Source organism: Burkholderia sp. 22PA0106 (assembly GCF_047497155.1).
Taxonomy (GTDB): Bacteria; Pseudomonadota; Gammaproteobacteria; order Burkholderiales; family Burkholderiaceae; genus Burkholderia.
On sequence record NZ_CP163163.1, the window covers coordinates 287,496 to 304,900 of the forward strand.

General features: G+C 69.1%; 14 protein-coding genes. 7 read left to right on the top strand and 7 right to left on the bottom strand.

Going from position 1 to position 17,405, the window contains the following annotated elements; all coding sequences use genetic code 11:
- Window positions 1–90: 90 nt before the first annotated feature.
- Window positions 91–1,434 (top strand): MFS transporter, encoded by a 1,344-nt coding sequence (locus tag AB4850_RS16205; protein ID WP_414444053.1) that lies wholly within the window; start codon window positions 91–93, stop codon window positions 1,432–1,434.
- Between the two features lie 279 nt (window positions 1,435–1,713).
- Here the strand turns inward: AB4850_RS16205 and AB4850_RS16210 are convergent, their stop codons facing one another.
- From AB4850_RS16210 to AB4850_RS16225, 4 genes are all read right to left on the bottom strand, one after another.
- Window positions 1,714–2,865 (bottom strand): MFS transporter, encoded by a 1,152-nt coding sequence (locus tag AB4850_RS16210; protein ID WP_414444054.1) that lies wholly within the window; start codon window positions 2,863–2,865, stop codon window positions 1,714–1,716.
- 206 nt (window positions 2,866–3,071) lie between these two features.
- Complete coding sequence (locus AB4850_RS16215) at window positions 3,072–4,241, bottom strand: MFS transporter (protein WP_414444055.1); 1,170 nt, start codon at window positions 4,239–4,241, stop codon at window positions 3,072–3,074.
- A gap of 173 nt (window positions 4,242–4,414) precedes the next feature.
- Window positions 4,415–5,062 (bottom strand): 5,6-dimethylbenzimidazole synthase, encoded by a 648-nt coding sequence (gene bluB / locus AB4850_RS16220; RefSeq protein ID WP_414444056.1) that lies wholly within the window; start codon window positions 5,060–5,062, stop codon window positions 4,415–4,417.
- 173 nt (window positions 5,063–5,235) lie between these two features.
- Entirely contained in the window at window positions 5,236–6,207 is a 972-nt protein-coding gene (locus AB4850_RS16225) for a LysR family transcriptional regulator (RefSeq protein WP_414444057.1), read from the bottom strand.
- Between the two features lie 556 nt (window positions 6,208–6,763).
- On the opposite strand from AB4850_RS16225, the gene AB4850_RS16230 reads away from it, so the two are divergent.
- A complete protein-coding gene (locus AB4850_RS16230; protein WP_414444058.1) occupies window positions 6,764–7,975 on the top strand; it encodes a pyridoxal-phosphate-dependent aminotransferase family protein in 1,212 nt (403 codons plus the stop codon).
- An 81-nt stretch (window positions 7,976–8,056) separates the two neighbouring features.
- On the opposite strand, the gene AB4850_RS16235 is transcribed toward AB4850_RS16230, so the two are convergent.
- A complete protein-coding gene (locus AB4850_RS16235; protein WP_414444059.1) occupies window positions 8,057–9,274 on the bottom strand; it encodes an MFS transporter in 1,218 nt (405 codons plus the stop codon).
- 287 nt (window positions 9,275–9,561) lie between these two features.
- Between AB4850_RS16235 and xdhA the strand changes: the two genes are divergently transcribed.
- From xdhA to AB4850_RS16260, 5 genes are all read left to right on the top strand, one after another.
- A complete protein-coding gene (xdhA, locus tag AB4850_RS16240; RefSeq protein ID WP_414444060.1) occupies window positions 9,562–11,160 on the top strand; it encodes a xanthine dehydrogenase small subunit in 1,599 nt (532 codons plus the stop codon).
- 23 nt (window positions 11,161–11,183) lie between these two features.
- Window positions 11,184–13,595 carry a xanthine dehydrogenase molybdopterin binding subunit gene (gene xdhB, locus AB4850_RS16245; protein ID WP_414444061.1) on the top strand — a complete coding sequence of 804 codons (2,412 nt, stop codon included), beginning with the start codon at window positions 11,184–11,186 and terminating at the stop codon, window positions 13,593–13,595.
- 4 nt (window positions 13,596–13,599) lie between these two features.
- Window positions 13,600–14,178: a xanthine dehydrogenase accessory protein XdhC gene (xdhC, locus tag AB4850_RS16250; RefSeq protein WP_414444062.1), complete on the top strand. Its 579-nt coding sequence runs from the start codon at window positions 13,600–13,602 to the stop codon at window positions 14,176–14,178.
- Between the two features lie 127 nt (window positions 14,179–14,305).
- Entirely contained in the window at window positions 14,306–15,112 is an 807-nt protein-coding gene (locus AB4850_RS16255) for a substrate-binding domain-containing protein (RefSeq protein ID WP_414444063.1), read from the top strand.
- 126 nt (window positions 15,113–15,238) lie between these two features.
- Window positions 15,239–15,673, top strand: a complete 435-nt coding sequence (locus AB4850_RS16260; protein WP_414444064.1) for a polyketide cyclase — start codon at window positions 15,239–15,241, stop codon at window positions 15,671–15,673.
- 22 nt (window positions 15,674–15,695) lie between these two features.
- On the opposite strand, the gene AB4850_RS16265 is transcribed toward AB4850_RS16260, so the two are convergent.
- The gene (locus AB4850_RS16265) at window positions 15,696–16,670 is read right to left on the bottom strand and encodes a LysR family transcriptional regulator (RefSeq protein WP_414444065.1); all 975 of its coding nucleotides are present in this window, start codon (window positions 16,668–16,670) and stop codon (window positions 15,696–15,698) included.
- Window positions 16,671–16,757: 87 nt separating this feature from the next.
- Entirely contained in the window at window positions 16,758–17,396 is a 639-nt protein-coding gene (locus AB4850_RS16270; RefSeq protein WP_414444066.1) for a 2-hydroxychromene-2-carboxylate isomerase, read from the bottom strand.
- Window positions 17,397–17,405 lie beyond the last annotated feature (9 nt).

Below are 17,405 nucleotides of genomic sequence, written 5' to 3' on the forward strand. Positions count from 1 at the left end.
AGTCGCCCTGCCCAGCCGTGGCCTGCCTCGTACGATTGCCGTCGCCGAATCGATATCGGCATCGCTGCACGTCCTGGCCGGAGCCGCGCGATGAGCGCCGCGCGCACGCTTGAAGTCGATCGCGTGATCGAAGACACGCGGCGGCCCGGCTTCCACGCGCTGCTGCTGGTGCTGTGCGGCGCCTGCCTTGTCATCGACGGTTTCGACGCGCAGGCGATGGGCTATGTCGCGCCAAGCGTGATCGCCGAATGGGGAGTGGCGAAATCCGCGCTGGGCCCGGTGTTCAGCGCGAGTTTGTTCGGCATGCTGATCGGTGCGCTGGGGCTGTCGGTGCTGGCCGACCGGATCGGCCGCCGGCCGGTGCTGATTGGCTCGACGCTGTTTTTCGCGCTGACCATGCTCGCCACGCCGTTCGTCTCCACCATCCCGACGCTGATCGCGCTGCGCTTCGTCACGGGGCTCGGCCTCGGCTGCATCATGCCGAACGCGATGGCGCTGGTCGGCGAGTTCAGCCCCGCCGCGCACCGGGTCAAGCGGATGATGATCGTGTCGTGCGGCTTTACGCTCGGCGCGGCGCTGGGCGGCTTCGTCAGCGCCGCGCTGATCCCGGCGTTCGGCTGGCGCGCGGTGTTTTTCACGGGCGGCGCGGTGCCGCTCGTGCTGGCGCTGGCCATGCTCGCGTGGCTGCCCGAATCGCTGCAGTTCCTGGTGCTGAAGGGCCGTGTCGAGCGCGCCCGTGCGTGGCTGGCCGGCTTCGCGCCGAGCCTGGCGGTCGACGCGCAGACCCGCCTGGTGGTGCGCGAGCCGGCCACCGACGGCGCGCCCGTCGCCGAGCTGTTCCGTGCCGGCCGCCTGCCCGTCACGCTGCTGCTGTGGGCGATCAGCTTCATGAACCTGATCGATCTGTACTTCCTGTCGAACTGGCTGCCGACCGTGATGCGCGACGCCGGTTATGCGTCGTCGACCGCCGTGATCGTCGGCACGGCGTTGCAGACGGGCGGTGTGGTCGGCACCTTGCTGCTCGGCAGCCTGATCGAGCGCTTCGGCTTCGTGCGCGTGCTGTTCATCTGCTTTCTCGGCGCGGCCGTGTCGGTGGGCGCGATCGGTGCGGTGGCGGGTGCGTTGCCGTGGCTGCTTGCCGTGGTGTTCGCGGGAGGATTCTGCGTGGTCGGCGGCCAGCCGGCCGTCAATGCGCTGGCCGGGCAGTTTTATCCGACCGCGCTGCGTTCGACCGGCATCGGCTGGAGCCTCGGGATCGGCCGGATCGGCTCGGTGCTCGGGCCGCTGGTCGGCGGGCAACTGATCGCGCTGAACTGGAGCAATGCGTCGCTGTTCCATGCCGCGGCGCTGCCGGTGCTCGCCTCGGCGCTGTTCGTGCTGGGGCTCGGCGTTGCCACGCGTGGGCGTGGGCCGCAGGCGCGGCAGGTGGCTTGAGGCGGTTGGAGATGGCTTGAAGCGAAGCGCTCCGGGTGCCGTTTGTGCCGGGGCTGGCCGCAGGCAATTCGTGCTGTCGGAGCTTGCTTGAGACGAAGCGCTCGGCGCTGTTCGAGCTACGGCTCGGCATGCGGTTTGACGCCGTTGAACGTTGTTCAAGGCGAAGCACTCGCTTTTACCCGAAGCAGGGCAATCGGCCAGCCGTCCTGGCCGATGAGCTTCGCCGAGGCGCTCGCCCGCGACGCATGACAACGGCGTCCGGCTCAAGCGCCGCCGTCCTCAGACGCCGCGCCGTCGCTCCCACAACGCGGCCATCACGAACGCGAGCGCCGCGGCCACCATCACGCCGACCAGTGCATCGCTGCCCCAGGCGTTCATCAGCGAACCGGCCACGATCGGGCCGCCGAAGCTCGCCGCGCTCCACGACGCCGACACCAGCGAACTGGCCGTGACGAGCGCCGCGCCGCGAAAGCGCTCGCCGCACGCGACGATCGACAGCGTATAGGTGCTGCCCGCCGCCGCGCCGATCACGAACAGCAGCGGCCAGCACAGCCACGGGTTCGTGATGACCAGCGGCAACAGCGGCAACAACAGCGTCACGACGATGCCCGCGCCGAGATGCACGCGCGCGCGTCCGAGCTTGTCGGCCAGCCAGCCGATCGGGAACTGCATGGTGGTATCGCCGAGCAGTGTGATGGACGCCAGCAGCACGGCCACGCCGCTCGCCACGCCGCGCTCGATCCCGTAGATCGGCAGCAGCGACAGCGCCAGCGTGTCGAACAGCGCGAAGAACGCGGTGCCGACGATCAGCGCCGGCATCAGCGGCAGCACGCGCCGCCAGTGATCGTGCTCGGCCTCGCCGTGATGCGGCTCGCTTGCGCCGGGCGGGCGGCGGATCGCGGCCAGGGCCGGCAGCGCCAGCAGGAACAGCGCGCCGCACAGCGCGAAGCGCGTGCTGTCGAGATCGGCGATCCGGCTGACCAGCACCGGGCCGGCCATCTGAAACAGCGTGAAGTTGGTGGCGTAGATGGCGACCACGCGGCCGCGCGTGGCGTCGTTGGCCAGTTCGTTGACCCAGGCCTCGCCGATCGTGAACAACAGCATCAAGGCCGCGCCGCACAGTGCGCGCAGCACGGCCCAGATGACGAGATCGGCGGTGGCCTGCATCGCGGCGGTGGCCGCGGCCACTGTCAGCACCGACACGACGATCGATTCGCGCGCGCCGAAGCGGCGCGTGAGCCAGGTGACGAACGGCACGATCGCCAGGCCGCCCCCCGCTTGCGCGGCGGTCAGCATGCCGACCACGCCGGTGCCGTGGCCCGCTTCGGTCAGCGCGAGCGCGGTCAGCGGCAAGGTCGCGCCGGTGCCGAGGCCGACCACCGCGACGCTGAGGATCAGTGCCAGGAAATCGCGGGTAAGGATGGTTTTCATTGGCCGAGATGCTACACCGGGCGCGGCTTTCCGGCCATGATGCGGGTCGTGCCGGCGGCGTTGCCGGGCGGGATGTCGGCGCCATCCTTACCGTCGGCCGGTGCGTTGCGAGCTTGAGGCCGGTGAAGCCGGTGTGGCCGGTGTATCCGGAGCGGCAGGTGAGGCAGGTGAGGCAGGTGCGGCGGATGCCGCCGCCGGCGCGCCGCTCAGGCCAGCGTCGACGGCCCCGCGAACGGCCGGCGTTCGAGCGAGGCCGACCACAGCGTCAGCGCCAGCGCGCCGAGCGCCATCATCACGCCCACCCAGGGCAGTTGCGTGAGCGGCATGCCCGCGCCGATCGCCATGCCGCCGAGCCAGGCGCCGGTGGCGTTGCCGAGGTTGAAGGCGCCCTGGTTCAGCGTCGAGGCGAGGTTCGGCGCCTCGCTGGCGCGATCGACGATCAGGATCTGCGCGATCGGCACGATGGCGAACGCGAGCACGCCCCACAGGAAAATCGTCACGAGCGCGGGGATCGGCAGGTGCATGGTGCTGCCGAACACCACCTGCACGAGCCCGATCAGCGCGAGCGTGACGATCAGCGACGGCATCCGGCGCCAGTCGGCCAGCTTGCCGCCGATCGTGCCGCCCACCGTCAGGCCGAGCCCGAACAGCAGCAGCACCAGCGTGACTTCGTGCGGCGAGAAGTGCGTGACGTCCTCGAGGATCGGCGTGATGTAGGTGAACACCGAGAACAGGCTGGCCGAGGCGAGCACGCTGATGCCGAGCACCATCAGCACCTGCGGATTGCGCATCACGCGGAATTCGCGCGCGATGCTGGTGGAGGGCATCTCGAGCCGGCGCGGCAGGCACAGCGCGAGCGCGCCGGCCGCGACCACGCCGATCGCCGTCACGGCCCAGAACGTCGAGCGCCAGCCGAACGCCTGGCCCAGCGCGGTGCCGAGCGGCACGCCGAGCACGTTGGCCAGCGTGAGGCCGGTGAACATCAGCGCGATCGCCTGCGCGCGGCGGTTCGGTGCGACCAGGCTGCTGGCCACCACGGAGCCGATGCCGAAGAACGCGCCGTGGCAGAACGCCGTCACCACGCGCGCGGCCATCAGCAGGCCGTAGTTGGGGGCGATCGCGCACAGCAGGTTGCCGGCGATGAACACGCCGATCAGGCCGAGCAGCGCCTGGCGGCGCGGCATCTTCGCGGTGACGACGGCGAGGATCGGCGCGCCGATCGTGACGCCGAGCGCATAGCCCGACACCAGCATGCCGGCGGCCGGGATCGACACGCCGAGATCGAGCGCGACGTTGGGCAGCAAGCCCATGATGACGAATTCGGTGGTACCGATTCCAAACGCGGCGATGGCGAGAGCGAGGAGCGGTAACGGCATGGAGAGGTCCGGGGCAGACGGGCCGGATTCTGGCGTCGCGGGATGCGGCGCGCGGGCGATCGGGCAGGGATAGCCGCGATTCTAGCCTGGTAAAAACCCTGATAAATGGGGCTGGAAACGCTGTGGCGTCTGCGCGACGCAAAGGCGGCCGATCCTGCCCCCTGTTCGGCCTGTCAGGCGGGCGGTGCGCTGCCCCAGCCGTTTTCGAACACGCAATCCTCCACGGGCACGCGCTCGGCCCATTGCGCTTCCTCGAGCATCGGCCGCGTGTAGAACGCATCGACATGGCCGAGACACAGCACGGCGATCGGCTTGGCGCCGTCGGGCATGCCGAGCAATTCGCGCAGCGCATCGACGTCGAACAGCGACACCCAGCCCATGCCGAGCCCTTCGGCGCGCGCCGCGAGCCACATGTTCTGGATCGCGCAGGCGGCCGAGGCGAGATCCATCTCGGGCAGCGTGCGGCGACCGAACACGTGGCGCTCGCGGTCGTCGCCGAGCGCGACCACCAGGATCTCGCCGCATTCGCGGATGCCCTCGACCTTCAGCCGCATGAATTCGTCCTGACGCTCGCCGAGCGCGTCGGCGGTGGCGCGTCGTTCGGCGTCGACCAGCGCGTGGATGCGCTCGCGCAGCGGCCGGCTGGTGATGCGGATGAAGCGCCACGGCTGCATGAAGCCGACGCTCGGCGCGTGATGCGCGGCGCGGATCAGCCGCGCGAGCACGGCCGGGTCGACGGGTTCGGATGTGAAATGGCGCATGTCGCGCCGCTCGAAAATCGCGCGGTAGACGGCGGCGATCGAGGAATCGTCGAAACGCATGGGGAGGCTGTCAGGGCTGCTGGGCCGCCGGGGGCGGCGGCCGGAGCCGGCACGATAACAGATACCGCGCCAATGCAGCGCCGCAAGGGGCGCGGCGGGAATGCGACGTACGGGGGAGGGGGCGGAAGGCTGCGCCACCGGCCGGCCGAGCGGGGCCGGCGGCGGCGCGGGGCTTACTGCAGGCCGGTGACGACGTCGCCGCGTTCGTCCACCGCATCGTGGACGTAGCCGTAGCGGCCGTTCGAGCGCGGGCCGAAGTGGTAGAGCGCGTGCTCGACGAAGCTGCGCGTGCGGGCCGGCACGAACTGGCGGTTCGGATAGACCACGGCCAGTTGCGCATCGGTGTCGTCGATCCGGTAATCGGCCAGCAGCCGCACCAGCTCGCCGCGCGAGATCGCGTCGGCCACGAAGCTCTCGGGCAGCATCGCGATGCCCGAGCCGGCCAGCGCGGCGGCGCGCACCAGCCAGGCGTCGTTGATCGTGTAGGCCGGCTGCAGCGTGACCAGGTGCGCGAAGCGGCCGGCGTCGAGGAAGCGCCAGGTGAAGCCGTGCGCCGCCAGCGGCAGCGCGACGGCCGCATGGCGGGCCAGTTCATCGGGGCGGTGCGGCTCGCCGTGCTGTTCGAGGTAGGCGGGCGAGGCCACCGCGATGAACGGATCGGGCGCCAAGGCGTGGCTGATCAGCGCCTCGCCGTCGTCCACCTTGCGACCCGCGACGATCGCGGCGTCGAACGACGTGTCGAGCCCGTCGATCGGGCTTTCGGCGATGGTCAGTTGCACGCGCACCTTCGGATACTGGCGGCGGAACCCGTCGATCAGCGGCGTGAGCCGTTGGGGCGACAACGAACCGGACACGGCGATCCGCAAGGTGCCGACCGGCTCGCGGATGGTGTGCGCCACCGATGCCTCGAGATGATCGAATTCCTCGAGCAGCGCGCGGCAGCCGTCGAGATAGCGCGTGCCGGCCTCGGTCAGCGAGAGGTTGCGCGTGGTGCGGTGGATCAGCCGGGTGTCGAGGTGCGTCTCGAGCATCGCGATCGAACGCGTAACGAGCGCATTGGACACGCCCAGCTTGCGCGCCGCTTGCCGAAAGCTTTGTAGCTCGGCGACGCAGACGAACACCCTCATGGTTTGGATCTGGTTCATAGCTTTGTCGGCCCGTTCGATGATTGTGCTTGTGTGTGCCGTGTCGTGGTGCCCGTCGAACGCTGTCGGATCAGCCCGGGTGAATTATCTAATACGCACGGCTCGGTAAATTGTTCAATAAAGTTGTTAAGTCAGTCAACCGATTAATTCGACAAATTTGCCGGTATTTTTAACAGGTTGGTGACGATAAAGCGTCACCTATGCAATCGAATAAATTGGTTAAGTTTATGAATTTAATGAGTTTTATTTTTTTTATTTGGCCGATTTTGGCGGCCTGAAAAATTTTCTTTTTTGTCTGTATTTTGGAATTCACGGAATCGAAAATTCCGAATGTCACGGAACAAAAAATGCCTGATCCATCTGCCGCCTCGGTAGCGCGGCAGGTAAGCAAATAAATCGGCTTCGATCCATTCGGTTAATCCCGCAACGACGCGCGGCGCCGGCTGTGTCGTATGGCCGAATGGCCAGGGGGCTTGCGTGCGGGGCCGGTTCGCGGAATGATCGACGGTTCCGGTGCGCCCGCACCCTGTCTCAACGCTCCCGCTCCTGCCCGCCCATGCCCCATAACGACCATTCGCCGATCCCCTGTCCCGTCGTGGTTCCGCTCGACGCGATCCTTCCCGAGGAACCGCTGTTGATGATGGGGGCCGGCCCCGTGCCGATCCCGGCCGCGGTCGCCAAGGCGAATGCGATCGTGATCAACCACCTCGGCGCGACGATGGCGAAGATCATCGAGCAGGTGAAGGAGATGGCGCGTTATGTGTTTCAGACCCGCACGAAATGGGTGCTCGGCGTGGCCGGCCCCGGCTCGGCGGCCATGGAAATGGCGATCTCGAACCTGGCCTGGCGCGGCACGCGCGTGCTGTCGATCCGCAACGGTTTCTTCAGCGCGCGGATGGCCGAGATGGCGATCCGGATCGGTGCCGACGTGCGTTATCTCGACGTGCCCGATCGCGAGGCCGCCAGCCTGGAAGCCGTGGCCGAGGCGATCGCGCGCGAGCAGCCCGAGATCGTCACGATCGTGCACGGCGAAACCTCGAACACGGTCTGGAACCGGCACCTGAAGGAGATCGCGGCGCTGGCCAAGGCGGCCGGCGCGCTGGTGGTGGTCGATGCCGTGTGCACGCTGTCCACCATGCCGCTCGACATGGATGCCTGGGGTATCGATGCGGTCATCACGGGCGGGCAGAAGGGCTTGTCGTCGATTCCGGGCGTGTCGCTGATCGCGTTCTCGGACGCCGCCTGGACGCGCATGAAGCAGCGCCCCGAGCCGAACGCGCACTGGTGCCTCGACATGTCGCTGGCCGAGAATTTCTGGCACAACGCCGGTTATCACTACACGGCGCCGGTGTCGGGCGTGCTGGCGTTGCACGAGGCGCTCCGGCTGGTGTGCCAGGAAACGCTGGCAAGCCGCTACGCGCGCCATCAGCGCTGCGCCGTGGCGCTGCAGGCCGGCGTCGCCGCAATGGGGCTCGAACTCTATACGCCGGAAGAATGCCGGCTCAATTCGGTGGTCGGCATCCGCGTGCCGGAAGGGCTGACGCCCGGCCTCATCTGCGGGCACATCTCCCAGCATCACCAGGTCGAGATCTCGGGTTCGTTCGGGCTGCCGATCGTGCGGATCGGCCAGATGGGCGAGCAATGCCGGGAACACAATTTGTTCCGCACGCTGCACGCGTTCGGTCGCACGATGGTGGATCTGAAGGTGCCGGTCGATCTGTCGGGCGGGGTGGCCGCGCTGGAGCAGGCGCTGTCGAACCGGTTGTAGGAAGGAGGGGCGGCCGCGTCTGCCGCCCAGGTCATTCAGCCGCTTGCGGCGCGGGCGAACGCCCGCGCGCGAAGTTGAACCTCAGGCCGCCGCGCCGGTTTGCGCGCCGGCGCGGTTCTGGCGCTGATAGAGCATCAGCGAGATCACCACGCCCGCCGCAGCCGCCACGGCCGCGAACAGGAACACCTGCGGATAGCCGAACTCCCCGGCCACGTAGCCGGCCAGCGGGCCGGTGATGCCGAGCGACAGATCCAGGAAGACCGAATAGGCTGACAGCGCCGCGCCGCGGCTGGCCGGCGGCACCAGCGCGACCGCCTCCACGCCGAGTGCCGGGAAGATCAGCGCGAAGCCGAAGCCGGTCAGCGCGGCGCCGGCCAGCGCGACGTGCGGCACCGGCGCGAGCCACAGCAGCAGCAGGCCCAGGCACTCCACCACGAACGAGACGATCGCGACGCGGAACCCGCCGTAATTCTTGATGGTGTTCGCGAACAGCAGCCGCGAGCCGATGAACAACACCCCGAACACCGTCAGCGACAGCGCCGCGTTCGGCCAGTGGCGCGCGGCGTAATAGAGCGCGATGAACGTCGAAATCGAGCCGAACCCGGCCGAGCCGAGCGCGAGGCCGATGCCGTGGGGCAGCACGCGCGTGAACACGCTGGCGTACGACATCCGTTCACCGTGCACGAGCGGCACCGGTGCGAGGCGCAGCGCGAACCAGTAGCCGATCGCCGCCAGCGCCACCATCAGCACGCCGAGCAGCGCCGCATTGACCGAGTGCGCGATCGCCACGCCGAGCGGGGCGCCGATCGCCAGCGCGCCGTAGGTGGCGATGCCGTTCCACGAAATCACGCGTGCATTGTTGGTCACGCCGACCCGGCCGATCCCCCAGAGAATCGCACCCGTGCCGCACAGGCTTTCGCCCACGCCGAGCACCAGCCGGCTGGCCAGCAGCAGCACCAGGCTGACGGCCGGCCAGCGCACGAACAGCAGCGCCACCAGCAGCAGCACGCCGCTCGCGCCGCAGCCGAGCAAGCCGCGCAGCACGGTGCGCTTCGGGCCGAGCGTGTCGGCGCAACGCCCGGCCAGCGGCCGCGAGGCCAGCGTCGCCAGGTATTGCACGCTGATCGCCGCGCCGGCCACCACGGCCGACAGCCCCAATTCCTCATGCACGAAACCCGGCAGCACCGCGAGCGGAAGGCCAATCGTCAGATAACAGACAAAGGTGAACGAGACGACGGACAGGATTTGCAGGGTCGTCGAGAACCCGCTGCGCGGGGTCGAAGCAGAATCGGAGGACATGGGCGAAATCGGCGGGGACGGAACAGCGCGTCAGTAGAAACCCGAATTGTTGCATGGAACGCCGTTCCGTGCAGGTACCGTTTAGTTCATCCGATGAATGCTGTGGCGTGTCTGCTGCGTCCCGATATTGGCGAGGCAGTATGAGCCGCATGCGATTCGGGCTATGGGTTGCGATTTTCGGCGGTGTTAGCTTGCGAATCATTCACCCGGCCCGAGCGCCGGCCGGCCGTATGCTGTGGCCAGGCCCGCGCCGCCGGGTTCCCCGCGAATTCAACCAGCGACACCCGATGAGCCAGCCGATCCGTTTCCATCACCGTCAGGCGATCCGCGAAGTCAGCGGCGCCGACGTGACCCGTACCGTTCTCCAGTATCTGCGCGAGGACGCGCACTGCACCGGCACCAAGGAGGGCTGCGCCGAAGGCGATTGCGGCGCCTGCACCGTGGTGCTCGGCGAGCTGACGCCGTCCGGCGGCGTCGAGTTCAAGGCCGTCAACGCGTGCATCCAGTTCCTGCCGACGCTCGACGGCCGCGCGCTGTTCACCGTGGAGGACCTGCGCCAGCCCGGCGGCGCGCTGCATCCGGTGCAGCAGGCGATGGTCGATTGCCACGGTTCGCAGTGCGGGTTCTGCACGCCGGGTTTCGTGATGTCGATGTGGGCGTTGTACGAGAAGGCCGGCTTCGAGACGGCGGCGCGCAACATGATTCCGATCGTGCCGGACAGCAGCACGTCGGGCCCGTGCACGCCGCCCGCCGTGCCGTCGCGCGAGGCGATCGCCGACGCGCTGACCGGCAACCTGTGCCGCTGCACCGGCTACCGGCCGATCGTCGATGCGGCCGAGCAGATGTTCGGCATGCCGCCGCCGGCCGCGCCGCTCGATCGCGCCGCGCTGGCCCGCACGCTCGCCGCACTGCATCGCGACGACACGTTCCACTACGCACACGCCGGCCGCAGCTTCGATGCGCCGCGCAGCATCGAGGCGCTGGCCGCGCTGCGCGCCGCGAAGCCGCAGGCACGCCTGCTGGCCGGCAGCACCGACGTCGGCCTGTGGGTCACCAAGCAGTTGCGCGACCTCGGCGACGTGATCTATCTGGGCCAGGTCGCCGCGCTGCGCGAGATCGCCGAGGCCGACGGCTGGCTGGAGATCGGCGCGGGCGTGACGGTCGAGCGTGCCTACGCGGCGCTGGCCGTGCATTACCCCGAACTGACCGAGATGTGGCGGCGCTTCGCCTCGCTGCCGATCCGCAACGCGGGCACGCTCGGCGGCAACGTCGCGAACGGTTCGCCGATCGGCGATTCGATGCCGGGGCTGATCGCGCTCGGCGCGCATGTCGTGCTGCGCGGCCCCGACGCCACGCGCGAGCTGCCGCTCGAAGCGCTCTACCTCGCCTATCAGAAGAAGGACATGGCGCCCGACGAATTCGTCGCTGCGCTGCGCGTGCCGCTGCGCACCGGCGCGCGCGCGAACCTGCAATTCCGCACCTACAAACTTTCGAAGCGCTTCGATTCGGATATCTCGGCGGTTTGCGCGGCGTTCTCGTTCATCGCCGACGGCGACACGATCCGCGAACCGCGCATCGCGTTCGGCGGCATGGCCGCCACGCCCAAGCGCGGCGCGCACACCGAGGCCGCGCTCGACGGCGCGCGCTGGCACGAAGCCACCGCGCAGGCCGCGATGCAGGCGCTCGAACGCGATTACGCGCCGCTGTCCGACATGCGCGCGACCGGCGCCTACCGGCTCGATGCCGCGCGCAACCTGCTCTACCGGTTCTGGCTCGAAACGCGCACCGATGCGCCGCTCGCGAGCACCGCGCTGAACGTGCGCTGCGTGGCGGCGGCGTCGCCTTCGCCTTCGTCCGAACCTTCGCCGGCATCGGCCGGCCGCTGACCCTGGAATCCGGAGCCCTCACCATGAATCAGCAAGCCGAACCGTTCCTCCAGGATCTCGAGTTCCGTCAGGTCCATGTCTCGCTGCCGCACGAATCCGCGCATCTGCATGTGAGCGGCCGCGCCACCTATACCGACGACATCCCGGTCATGGCCGGCACGCTGCACGCCGCGCTGGGCCTGAGCACGCAGGCGCACGCGCGCATCGTCGCCACCGATTTCGAGGCCGTGCGTGCCATGCCCGGCGTGGTCGCGGTGTTCACCGCCGAGGACATTCCCGGCGTCAACGATTGCGGCCCGATCGTCCACGACGATCCGATCCTGGCCGACGGCCTCGTGCAGTTCGTCGGCCAGCCGGTGTTCATCGTCGTGGCGACCTCGCACGACACGGCGCGGCGCGCCGCGCGCCTCGCGAAGATCGACTACGCGCCGCTGCCCGCGATCCTGACCGCCCAGGCCGCGCGCGCGGCCGAATCGTACGTGCTGCCGCCAATGCGGCTCTCGCGCGGCGATGCGGCGGGCAAGGCCGCCGCCGCCGCGTTCCGCGACGCGGGCGAGATGACGCTCGGCGGCCAGGAGCAGTTCTATCTCGAAGGGCAGATCGCCTACGCGGTGCCGAAGGACGACGACGGCATGCACGTCTACTGCTCGACGCAGCACCCGAGCGAGATGCAGCACCTGGTGGCGCATGCGCTCGGCGTGGCCTCGCACAACGTGCTGATCGAGTGCCGGCGCATGGGCGGCGGCTTCGGCGGCAAGGAATCGCAGTCGGGCATCTTCGCGTGTTGCGCGGCTGTCGCGGCGTGGAAGCTGCTGTGTCCGGTCAAGCTGCGCCCCGATCGCGACGACGACATGATGATCACCGGCAAGCGCCACGATTTCCATTACCGCTACGAGGTCGGCTACGACGCGAGCGGCCGGATCGACGGCGTGTCGGTCGACATGACCTCGCGCTGCGGCTTCTCGGCCGACTTGTCCGGCCCGGTGATGACGCGTGCCGTCTGCCATTTCGACAACGCGTACTGGCTGCCCGACGTATCGATCGCGGGCCATTGCGGCAAGACCCACACGCAATCGAACACCGCGTTTCGCGGCTTCGGCGGGCCGCAGGGCGCGTTCGCGATCGAGTACATCGTCGACAACGTGGCGCGCTCGCTCGGGCTCGACCCGCTCGACGTGCGCTACCGCAACCTCTACGGCAAGGATGAAAACAACGTCACGCCCTACGGCCAGACCATCGAGGACAACGTGCTGCATGCGCTGCTCGGCGAGCTGGAGGCGACCAGCGGCTACCGCGCGCGCCGCCGCGCCGTGCGCGAATTCAACGCGGCCAACCCGGTGCTGAAGAAGGGCATCGCGATCACGCCGGTCAAGTTCGGCATTGCGTTCAACGTCGCGCACTTCAACCAGGCCGGCGCGCTCGTGCACATCTACACCGACGGCTCGATCCTCGTGAACCACGGCGGAACCGAGATGGGGCAGGGGCTCAACACCAAGGTGGCGCAGGTGGTGGCGCACGAGCTGGGCGTCGCGTTCGGCCGCGTGCGCGTGACGGCCACCGATACGAGCAAGGTGGCCAATACCTCGGCCACCGCCGCGTCCACCGGCTCCGACCTGAACGGCAAGGCCGCGCAGGATGCGGCGCGGCAATTGCGCGAGCGGCTCGCGGCGTTCGCGGCCGAGAAGCTCGGCGACGGCAGCGTGAGCGCCGCCGAGGTGCGCTTCGCCGACGATCGCGTGTGGGTCGGCGCTCAGGCGCTGCCGTTCGGCGAGGTGGTCGCGAAGGCGTACCTGGCGCGCGTGCAGCTGTGGTCGGACGGTTTTTACGCCACGCCGAAGCTGTACTGGGATCAGGCCAAGCTGCAGGGCCGGCCGTTTTTCTACTACGCGTACGGCGCGGCCGTCAGCGAGGTGGTGATCGATACGCTGACGGGCGAGATGCGCGTGCTGCGCGTCGATGCGTTGCACGACGTGGGTGCGTCGCTGAACCCCGCGCTCGACAAGGGGCAGGTGGAGGGCGCGTTCATCCAGGGGATGGGCTGGCTCACGACCGAGGAGCTGTGGTGGAACGACGGCGGCAAGCTGATGACGCACGCGCCGTCCACCTACAAGATCCCGACCGTCAACGACACGCCGCCCGAATTCCACGTGAACCTGTTCCGCAACCGCAACGTGGAAGACAGCATTCACCGCTCGAAGGCGGTCGGCGAGCCGCCGCTGCTGCTGCCGTTCTCGGTGTTCTTCGCGGTGCGCGACGCGGTGGCCGCCGTGGGCGACTACCGTGTGCAGCCGCCGCTCGAGGCGCCGGCCACCGGAGAATCGATCCTTCGGGCGGTGCAGGCCGTGCGGGCCGCCGCTTCGGCGCAAGCCGCTGAAGCCACGCAAGCCACGCAAGCCACGCAAGCCACGCAAGCGGCTCAACCTCCGGAGGCATGACGCGATGCGGCCGATTCCGTCGTCGATTCAGGTCGGGCGCCGGCGCGAGCCGGCCATTGCGTCACGCCCGGCGCCGATGCATGTCGTGCTGTTCGGCGCGGGGCATGTCGGCCATGCGCTCGTCGCGTTGCTCGCGCATCTGCCCTGCGTGGTGCAGTGGGTCGATACGCGCGACGAATGCTTCCCCGACGAGGTGCCGCCGAACGTGCAGCCCGAGCCGACCGACACGCCCGACGTGCTGGTGGACGCCGCGCCGCCCGGTGCGTATTTCCTCGTCATGACGCACAACCACGCGCTCGACTTCGCGCTGGCCGAGCGAATCCTGCGGCGCGAGGATTTCGCGTATTTCGGCATGATCGGCTCGCGCACCAAGCGCGTGCGGTTCGAGCGGCGGCTCGTCGCGCGCGGCGTCGCGGCCGCGCACCTGGCCGACATGGTGTGCCCGATCGGCGTGGGCGGCATCGTCGACAAGGCGCCGGCCGCGATCGCGGTGGCGGTGTGTGCCGAGTTGCTGCAGGCCCGCACCGGCGCGCCGTGCGCGTGGCGCAAACAGGCGGCGGCCGAGGCTGCGCTCGCGCCGTGAACGGCCCCGTGGAATGACATGGCGCGCGCCGCTGCGCAATTCGATCTTTTCAAACGCGGCGCTTTTCGCGAAGATAGCCGGCACTGTTTCCCAACGAGACGGCCCTCGCGGGCCGGCACCGACAACAATGCCGAGACATTTTCCTTCATCGCGCCGCGCTTCCGCCCGCGTCATCCTGCTGGCCGCCGCCCTTGCGGCCGGCGCATTCACCACCGGCGCCCGCGCCGTCGAGCTGCATGTCATGAATTCGGGCGGCTTCACGGCCGCCTATCAGCGCCTTGCGCCGAAATTCACCGCCGCCTCGGGCGACACGCTCGACATCATCTACGGCCCGTCGATGGGCGAGACGCCGCAGGCGATCCCGAACCGCCTCGCGCGCGGCGAGCCGGCCGACGTCGTGATCATGGTGGGCTACGCGCTCGACAAGCTGATCGCCGAAGGCAAGGTGCGCGCCGATTCGCGCGTCGAGCTGGCCGATTCGCGGATCGGCGCGGTGGTGCGTGCCGGCGTGCCGGTGCCCGACGTCAGCACGCCCGAGGCGCTGAAGGCCGCGCTGCTGGCCGCGCCGTCGGTGGCCTATTCGGACAGCGCGAGCGGTGTGTATATCGAGCGCGAGCTGTTCGACAAGCTCGGCATCGGCGCGCAACTGAAGCCGAAGGCGACCAAGGTGCCGCGTGTGCCGGTGGCGTCGAAGGTGGCCGACGGCAGCTATGCGCTCGGCTTCCAGCAGGTGGCCGAACTGTTGCCGGTGAAGGGCGTTGCGTTTGCCGGGCGGATTCCCGAATCGCTGCAATCGATCACGCGCTATGCGGCCGGCATTCCGGTGAACGCGCCGCATCCCGAAGCGGCGCGCAAGCTGCTCGACTATCTGGCCTCGCCGGCGGCGCGCGCCGATGTGGAAGCGACCGGGCTCGACCCGATCGCGGCGCATTGAGGCGCCGAGGCCAGCCACGTTGATTCGAGGCGCCGCTTGGTGCCGCTTAGTGCCGCTTGGCGCCGTTTCATTGACTCACGATTGCGGCCGCCTCGCGCGGCCGTTCGTTTTCATTCCGGATTCCCGATGACCGATTCGACCTCCACCACCACCGGCACCGCCGACGTGCAAGCCTACTTCGACACGATCGTCTCGACCTGCGCCGCGATCGAGGCCTGGCTCGCCGGCACCGCCACCGACGCAGCCTCGCTCGATGCGTTGCTCGCGCAGTTCGCGCCGTGCTTCACGATGGTCGGCACCGACGGCGCGCAGTTCGATCACGCCGGCCTGCGCACGTTGTTCGCGCGGCTGGGCGGCGGCAAGCCGGGGCTGCGCATCACGTTTTCCGCGATGCGCGCGATCGTGTGCTACCCGGGCGGCGCGGCGATCGGCTACGACGAGCATCAGCACGACGCGACGGGCGCGCTGCGCTCGCGCCGCTCGACGGCCGTGCTCGAACGCGAGGCGGCGAGCGGCGCGATCCGCTGGGTCCATTTGCAGGAAACGTGGATCGGCGCGTAAGCGCGCCCTTGCCTCGGATGCCTTAGCGTTTTTTGCGCGCGTGCGTGCCGGTCAGCGCGTCGGACACCGATTTCACGAGCGCGCCGAGCCAGGCGATGTCGGTCGGCCGGTCGGGCTGCGGATGGGCAAGCTGGTAGCAGAGGATGCGCGGGAACGGCACGGGCGGCTCGGCAATCACGAGCGGCAGCAGTTGCGCGTAGTGCATCGCGAAGCGGCGCGTGGTGGTGAAGATCAGGTCCGATTGCAGCAGCACCTGCGGCACCACGCCGAAATACGGCAGCGTGGCGACCACCCGGCGTTCGAGTCTGGCGCGCGCCAGGCCGATTTCGATGGCGTTGCGTGCCGCGCCGGTATACGGCGTGGGCGCCAGATGCGCAGCGGCCGCGTAGGCCTCGCGCGTGAGCGGCGCGTGCGCGAGCGGATGCGTGTCGCGCATCAGGCACACCACCGCATCGCGGAACAGCTCGCTGCGCGTGAAGCGCGGCTCCGGCTTCGGCCAGTTCGCGATCACCAGGTCGAGCTGGCCCGAATCGAGCGCGCCGGCGTGATCGAGCGCCGGGTTCAGCGAATCGAGCTCCAGATGCGCGAGCGGCGCGGTCTCGCGAAAGCGCGCGATCAGCGTCGGCATGAAGAAATCGTTGAGGTAATCGGGCGCGGCGATCCGGAACGTGCGGCGCGAGCGGGCCGGATCGAAATCGCCGTGCGGCGTGGCGATGAAGTCGACGTCGCGCAGCGCGCGTTGCGCGGCATCGAGCAGCGACGCGCCGTATTCGGTCGGCACCATGCCCGACTTGCCACGCACCAGGATCGGATCGTTGAGAATTTCGCGCAGCCGCCGCAGCGCAGTGCTGATGGCCGGCTGCGTCTGGTTCAGGCGCAGCGCGGCTTGCGTGACGCTGCGCTCCAGCAGCAGCGTGCGCAGCACCCGCACCAGCCAGATATCGAGCGAGGCGGTGCGGGCGTCGGTGGCGTCGAGGTGGGTGGGATCGGGGAGCATCGGCGGTCGGGAGCCGGTCGGACACATATCGCGCCTACGATACCGGAGCGCGTCGCGCAGGCGGCGCGGCGCGCGCTATCCGGGGTATCAGCGGCGGCCGGGCGGCAGCGCGCTGATTCGCTTCACTTCCTTCGATTCGAGCCAGTTCGGCGTGCGCGCGCAATACAGCACCATCGACAGCGCATCCTCGCCCCAGAACAACTGACGGTTCATCCAGAACGTCGGCACGCCGAACACGCCGAGCGCGATCGCGTCCTGCGTGTTGCGGTCGAACTGCTCGCGGGTGGCGTCGGCGTCGATGCGCGGATCGTCGGCGGCGATGCCGACGCGCTCGCACAGCGCCGCGAAGCCCTCCTCGGTGGTCGGGTCGCGGCCCTCGCGCCAGATGAAGCGGAAGATCTCGCGCACCGTCGCGAAATCGGCCGACACGGCCACCGCGAGCCGCATGATCCGCGACGAATCGAACGGGTGCGCGGGCGGCATGCGGAACGGGATGCCGAGCTGATCGGCGCGGAACAGCGCGTGGCGGTACGTGAAGACGCGCTTGGCCGGCACGTCGTACATCGGGCGCTGGCCCCAGTGATGCTGAAGCACCGGCAGCGAAACCGGCACCGGCTCGAACGGCATGCTCGGCCACTTGTCTTGCTGCTCGAGCAGCAGGTACGTGAACGGCGACAGGAAATCGTAATACCAGCGCGGCTGGCTGGTGTCGTGGCCCACGGTCATCTGGGAATC

Bases quoted from the DNA above. Each gene is read 5' to 3' on its own strand.
- AB4850_RS16205 (WP_414444053.1), top strand. From the start codon at position 91: ATGAGCGCCGCGCGCACGCTTGAAGTCGATCGCGTGATCGAAGACACG.
- AB4850_RS16210 (WP_414444054.1), bottom strand. From the start codon at position 2,865: ATGAAAACCATCCTTACCCGCGATTTCCTGGCACTGATCCTCAGCGTC.
- AB4850_RS16215 (WP_414444055.1), bottom strand. From the start codon at position 4,241: ATGCCGTTACCGCTCCTCGCTCTCGCCATCGCCGCGTTTGGAATCGGT.
- bluB (WP_414444056.1), bottom strand. From the start codon at position 5,062: ATGCGTTTCGACGATTCCTCGATCGCCGCCGTCTACCGCGCGATTTTC.
- AB4850_RS16225 (WP_414444057.1), bottom strand. From the start codon at position 6,207: ATGAACCAGATCCAAACCATGAGGGTGTTCGTCTGCGTCGCCGAGCTA.
- AB4850_RS16230 (WP_414444058.1), top strand. From the start codon at position 6,764: ATGCCCCATAACGACCATTCGCCGATCCCCTGTCCCGTCGTGGTTCCG.
- AB4850_RS16235 (WP_414444059.1), bottom strand. From the start codon at position 9,274: ATGTCCTCCGATTCTGCTTCGACCCCGCGCAGCGGGTTCTCGACGACC.
- xdhA (WP_414444060.1), top strand. From the start codon at position 9,562: ATGAGCCAGCCGATCCGTTTCCATCACCGTCAGGCGATCCGCGAAGTC.
- xdhB (WP_414444061.1), top strand. From the start codon at position 11,184: ATGAATCAGCAAGCCGAACCGTTCCTCCAGGATCTCGAGTTCCGTCAG.
- xdhC (WP_414444062.1), top strand. From the start codon at position 13,600: ATGCGGCCGATTCCGTCGTCGATTCAGGTCGGGCGCCGGCGCGAGCCG.
- AB4850_RS16255 (WP_414444063.1), top strand. From the start codon at position 14,306: ATGCCGAGACATTTTCCTTCATCGCGCCGCGCTTCCGCCCGCGTCATC.
- AB4850_RS16260 (WP_414444064.1), top strand. From the start codon at position 15,239: ATGACCGATTCGACCTCCACCACCACCGGCACCGCCGACGTGCAAGCC.
- AB4850_RS16265 (WP_414444065.1), bottom strand. From the start codon at position 16,670: ATGCTCCCCGATCCCACCCACCTCGACGCCACCGACGCCCGCACCGCC.
- AB4850_RS16270 (WP_414444066.1), bottom strand. From the start codon at position 17,396: ATGACCGTGGGCCACGACACCAGCCAGCCGCGCTGGTATTACGATTTC.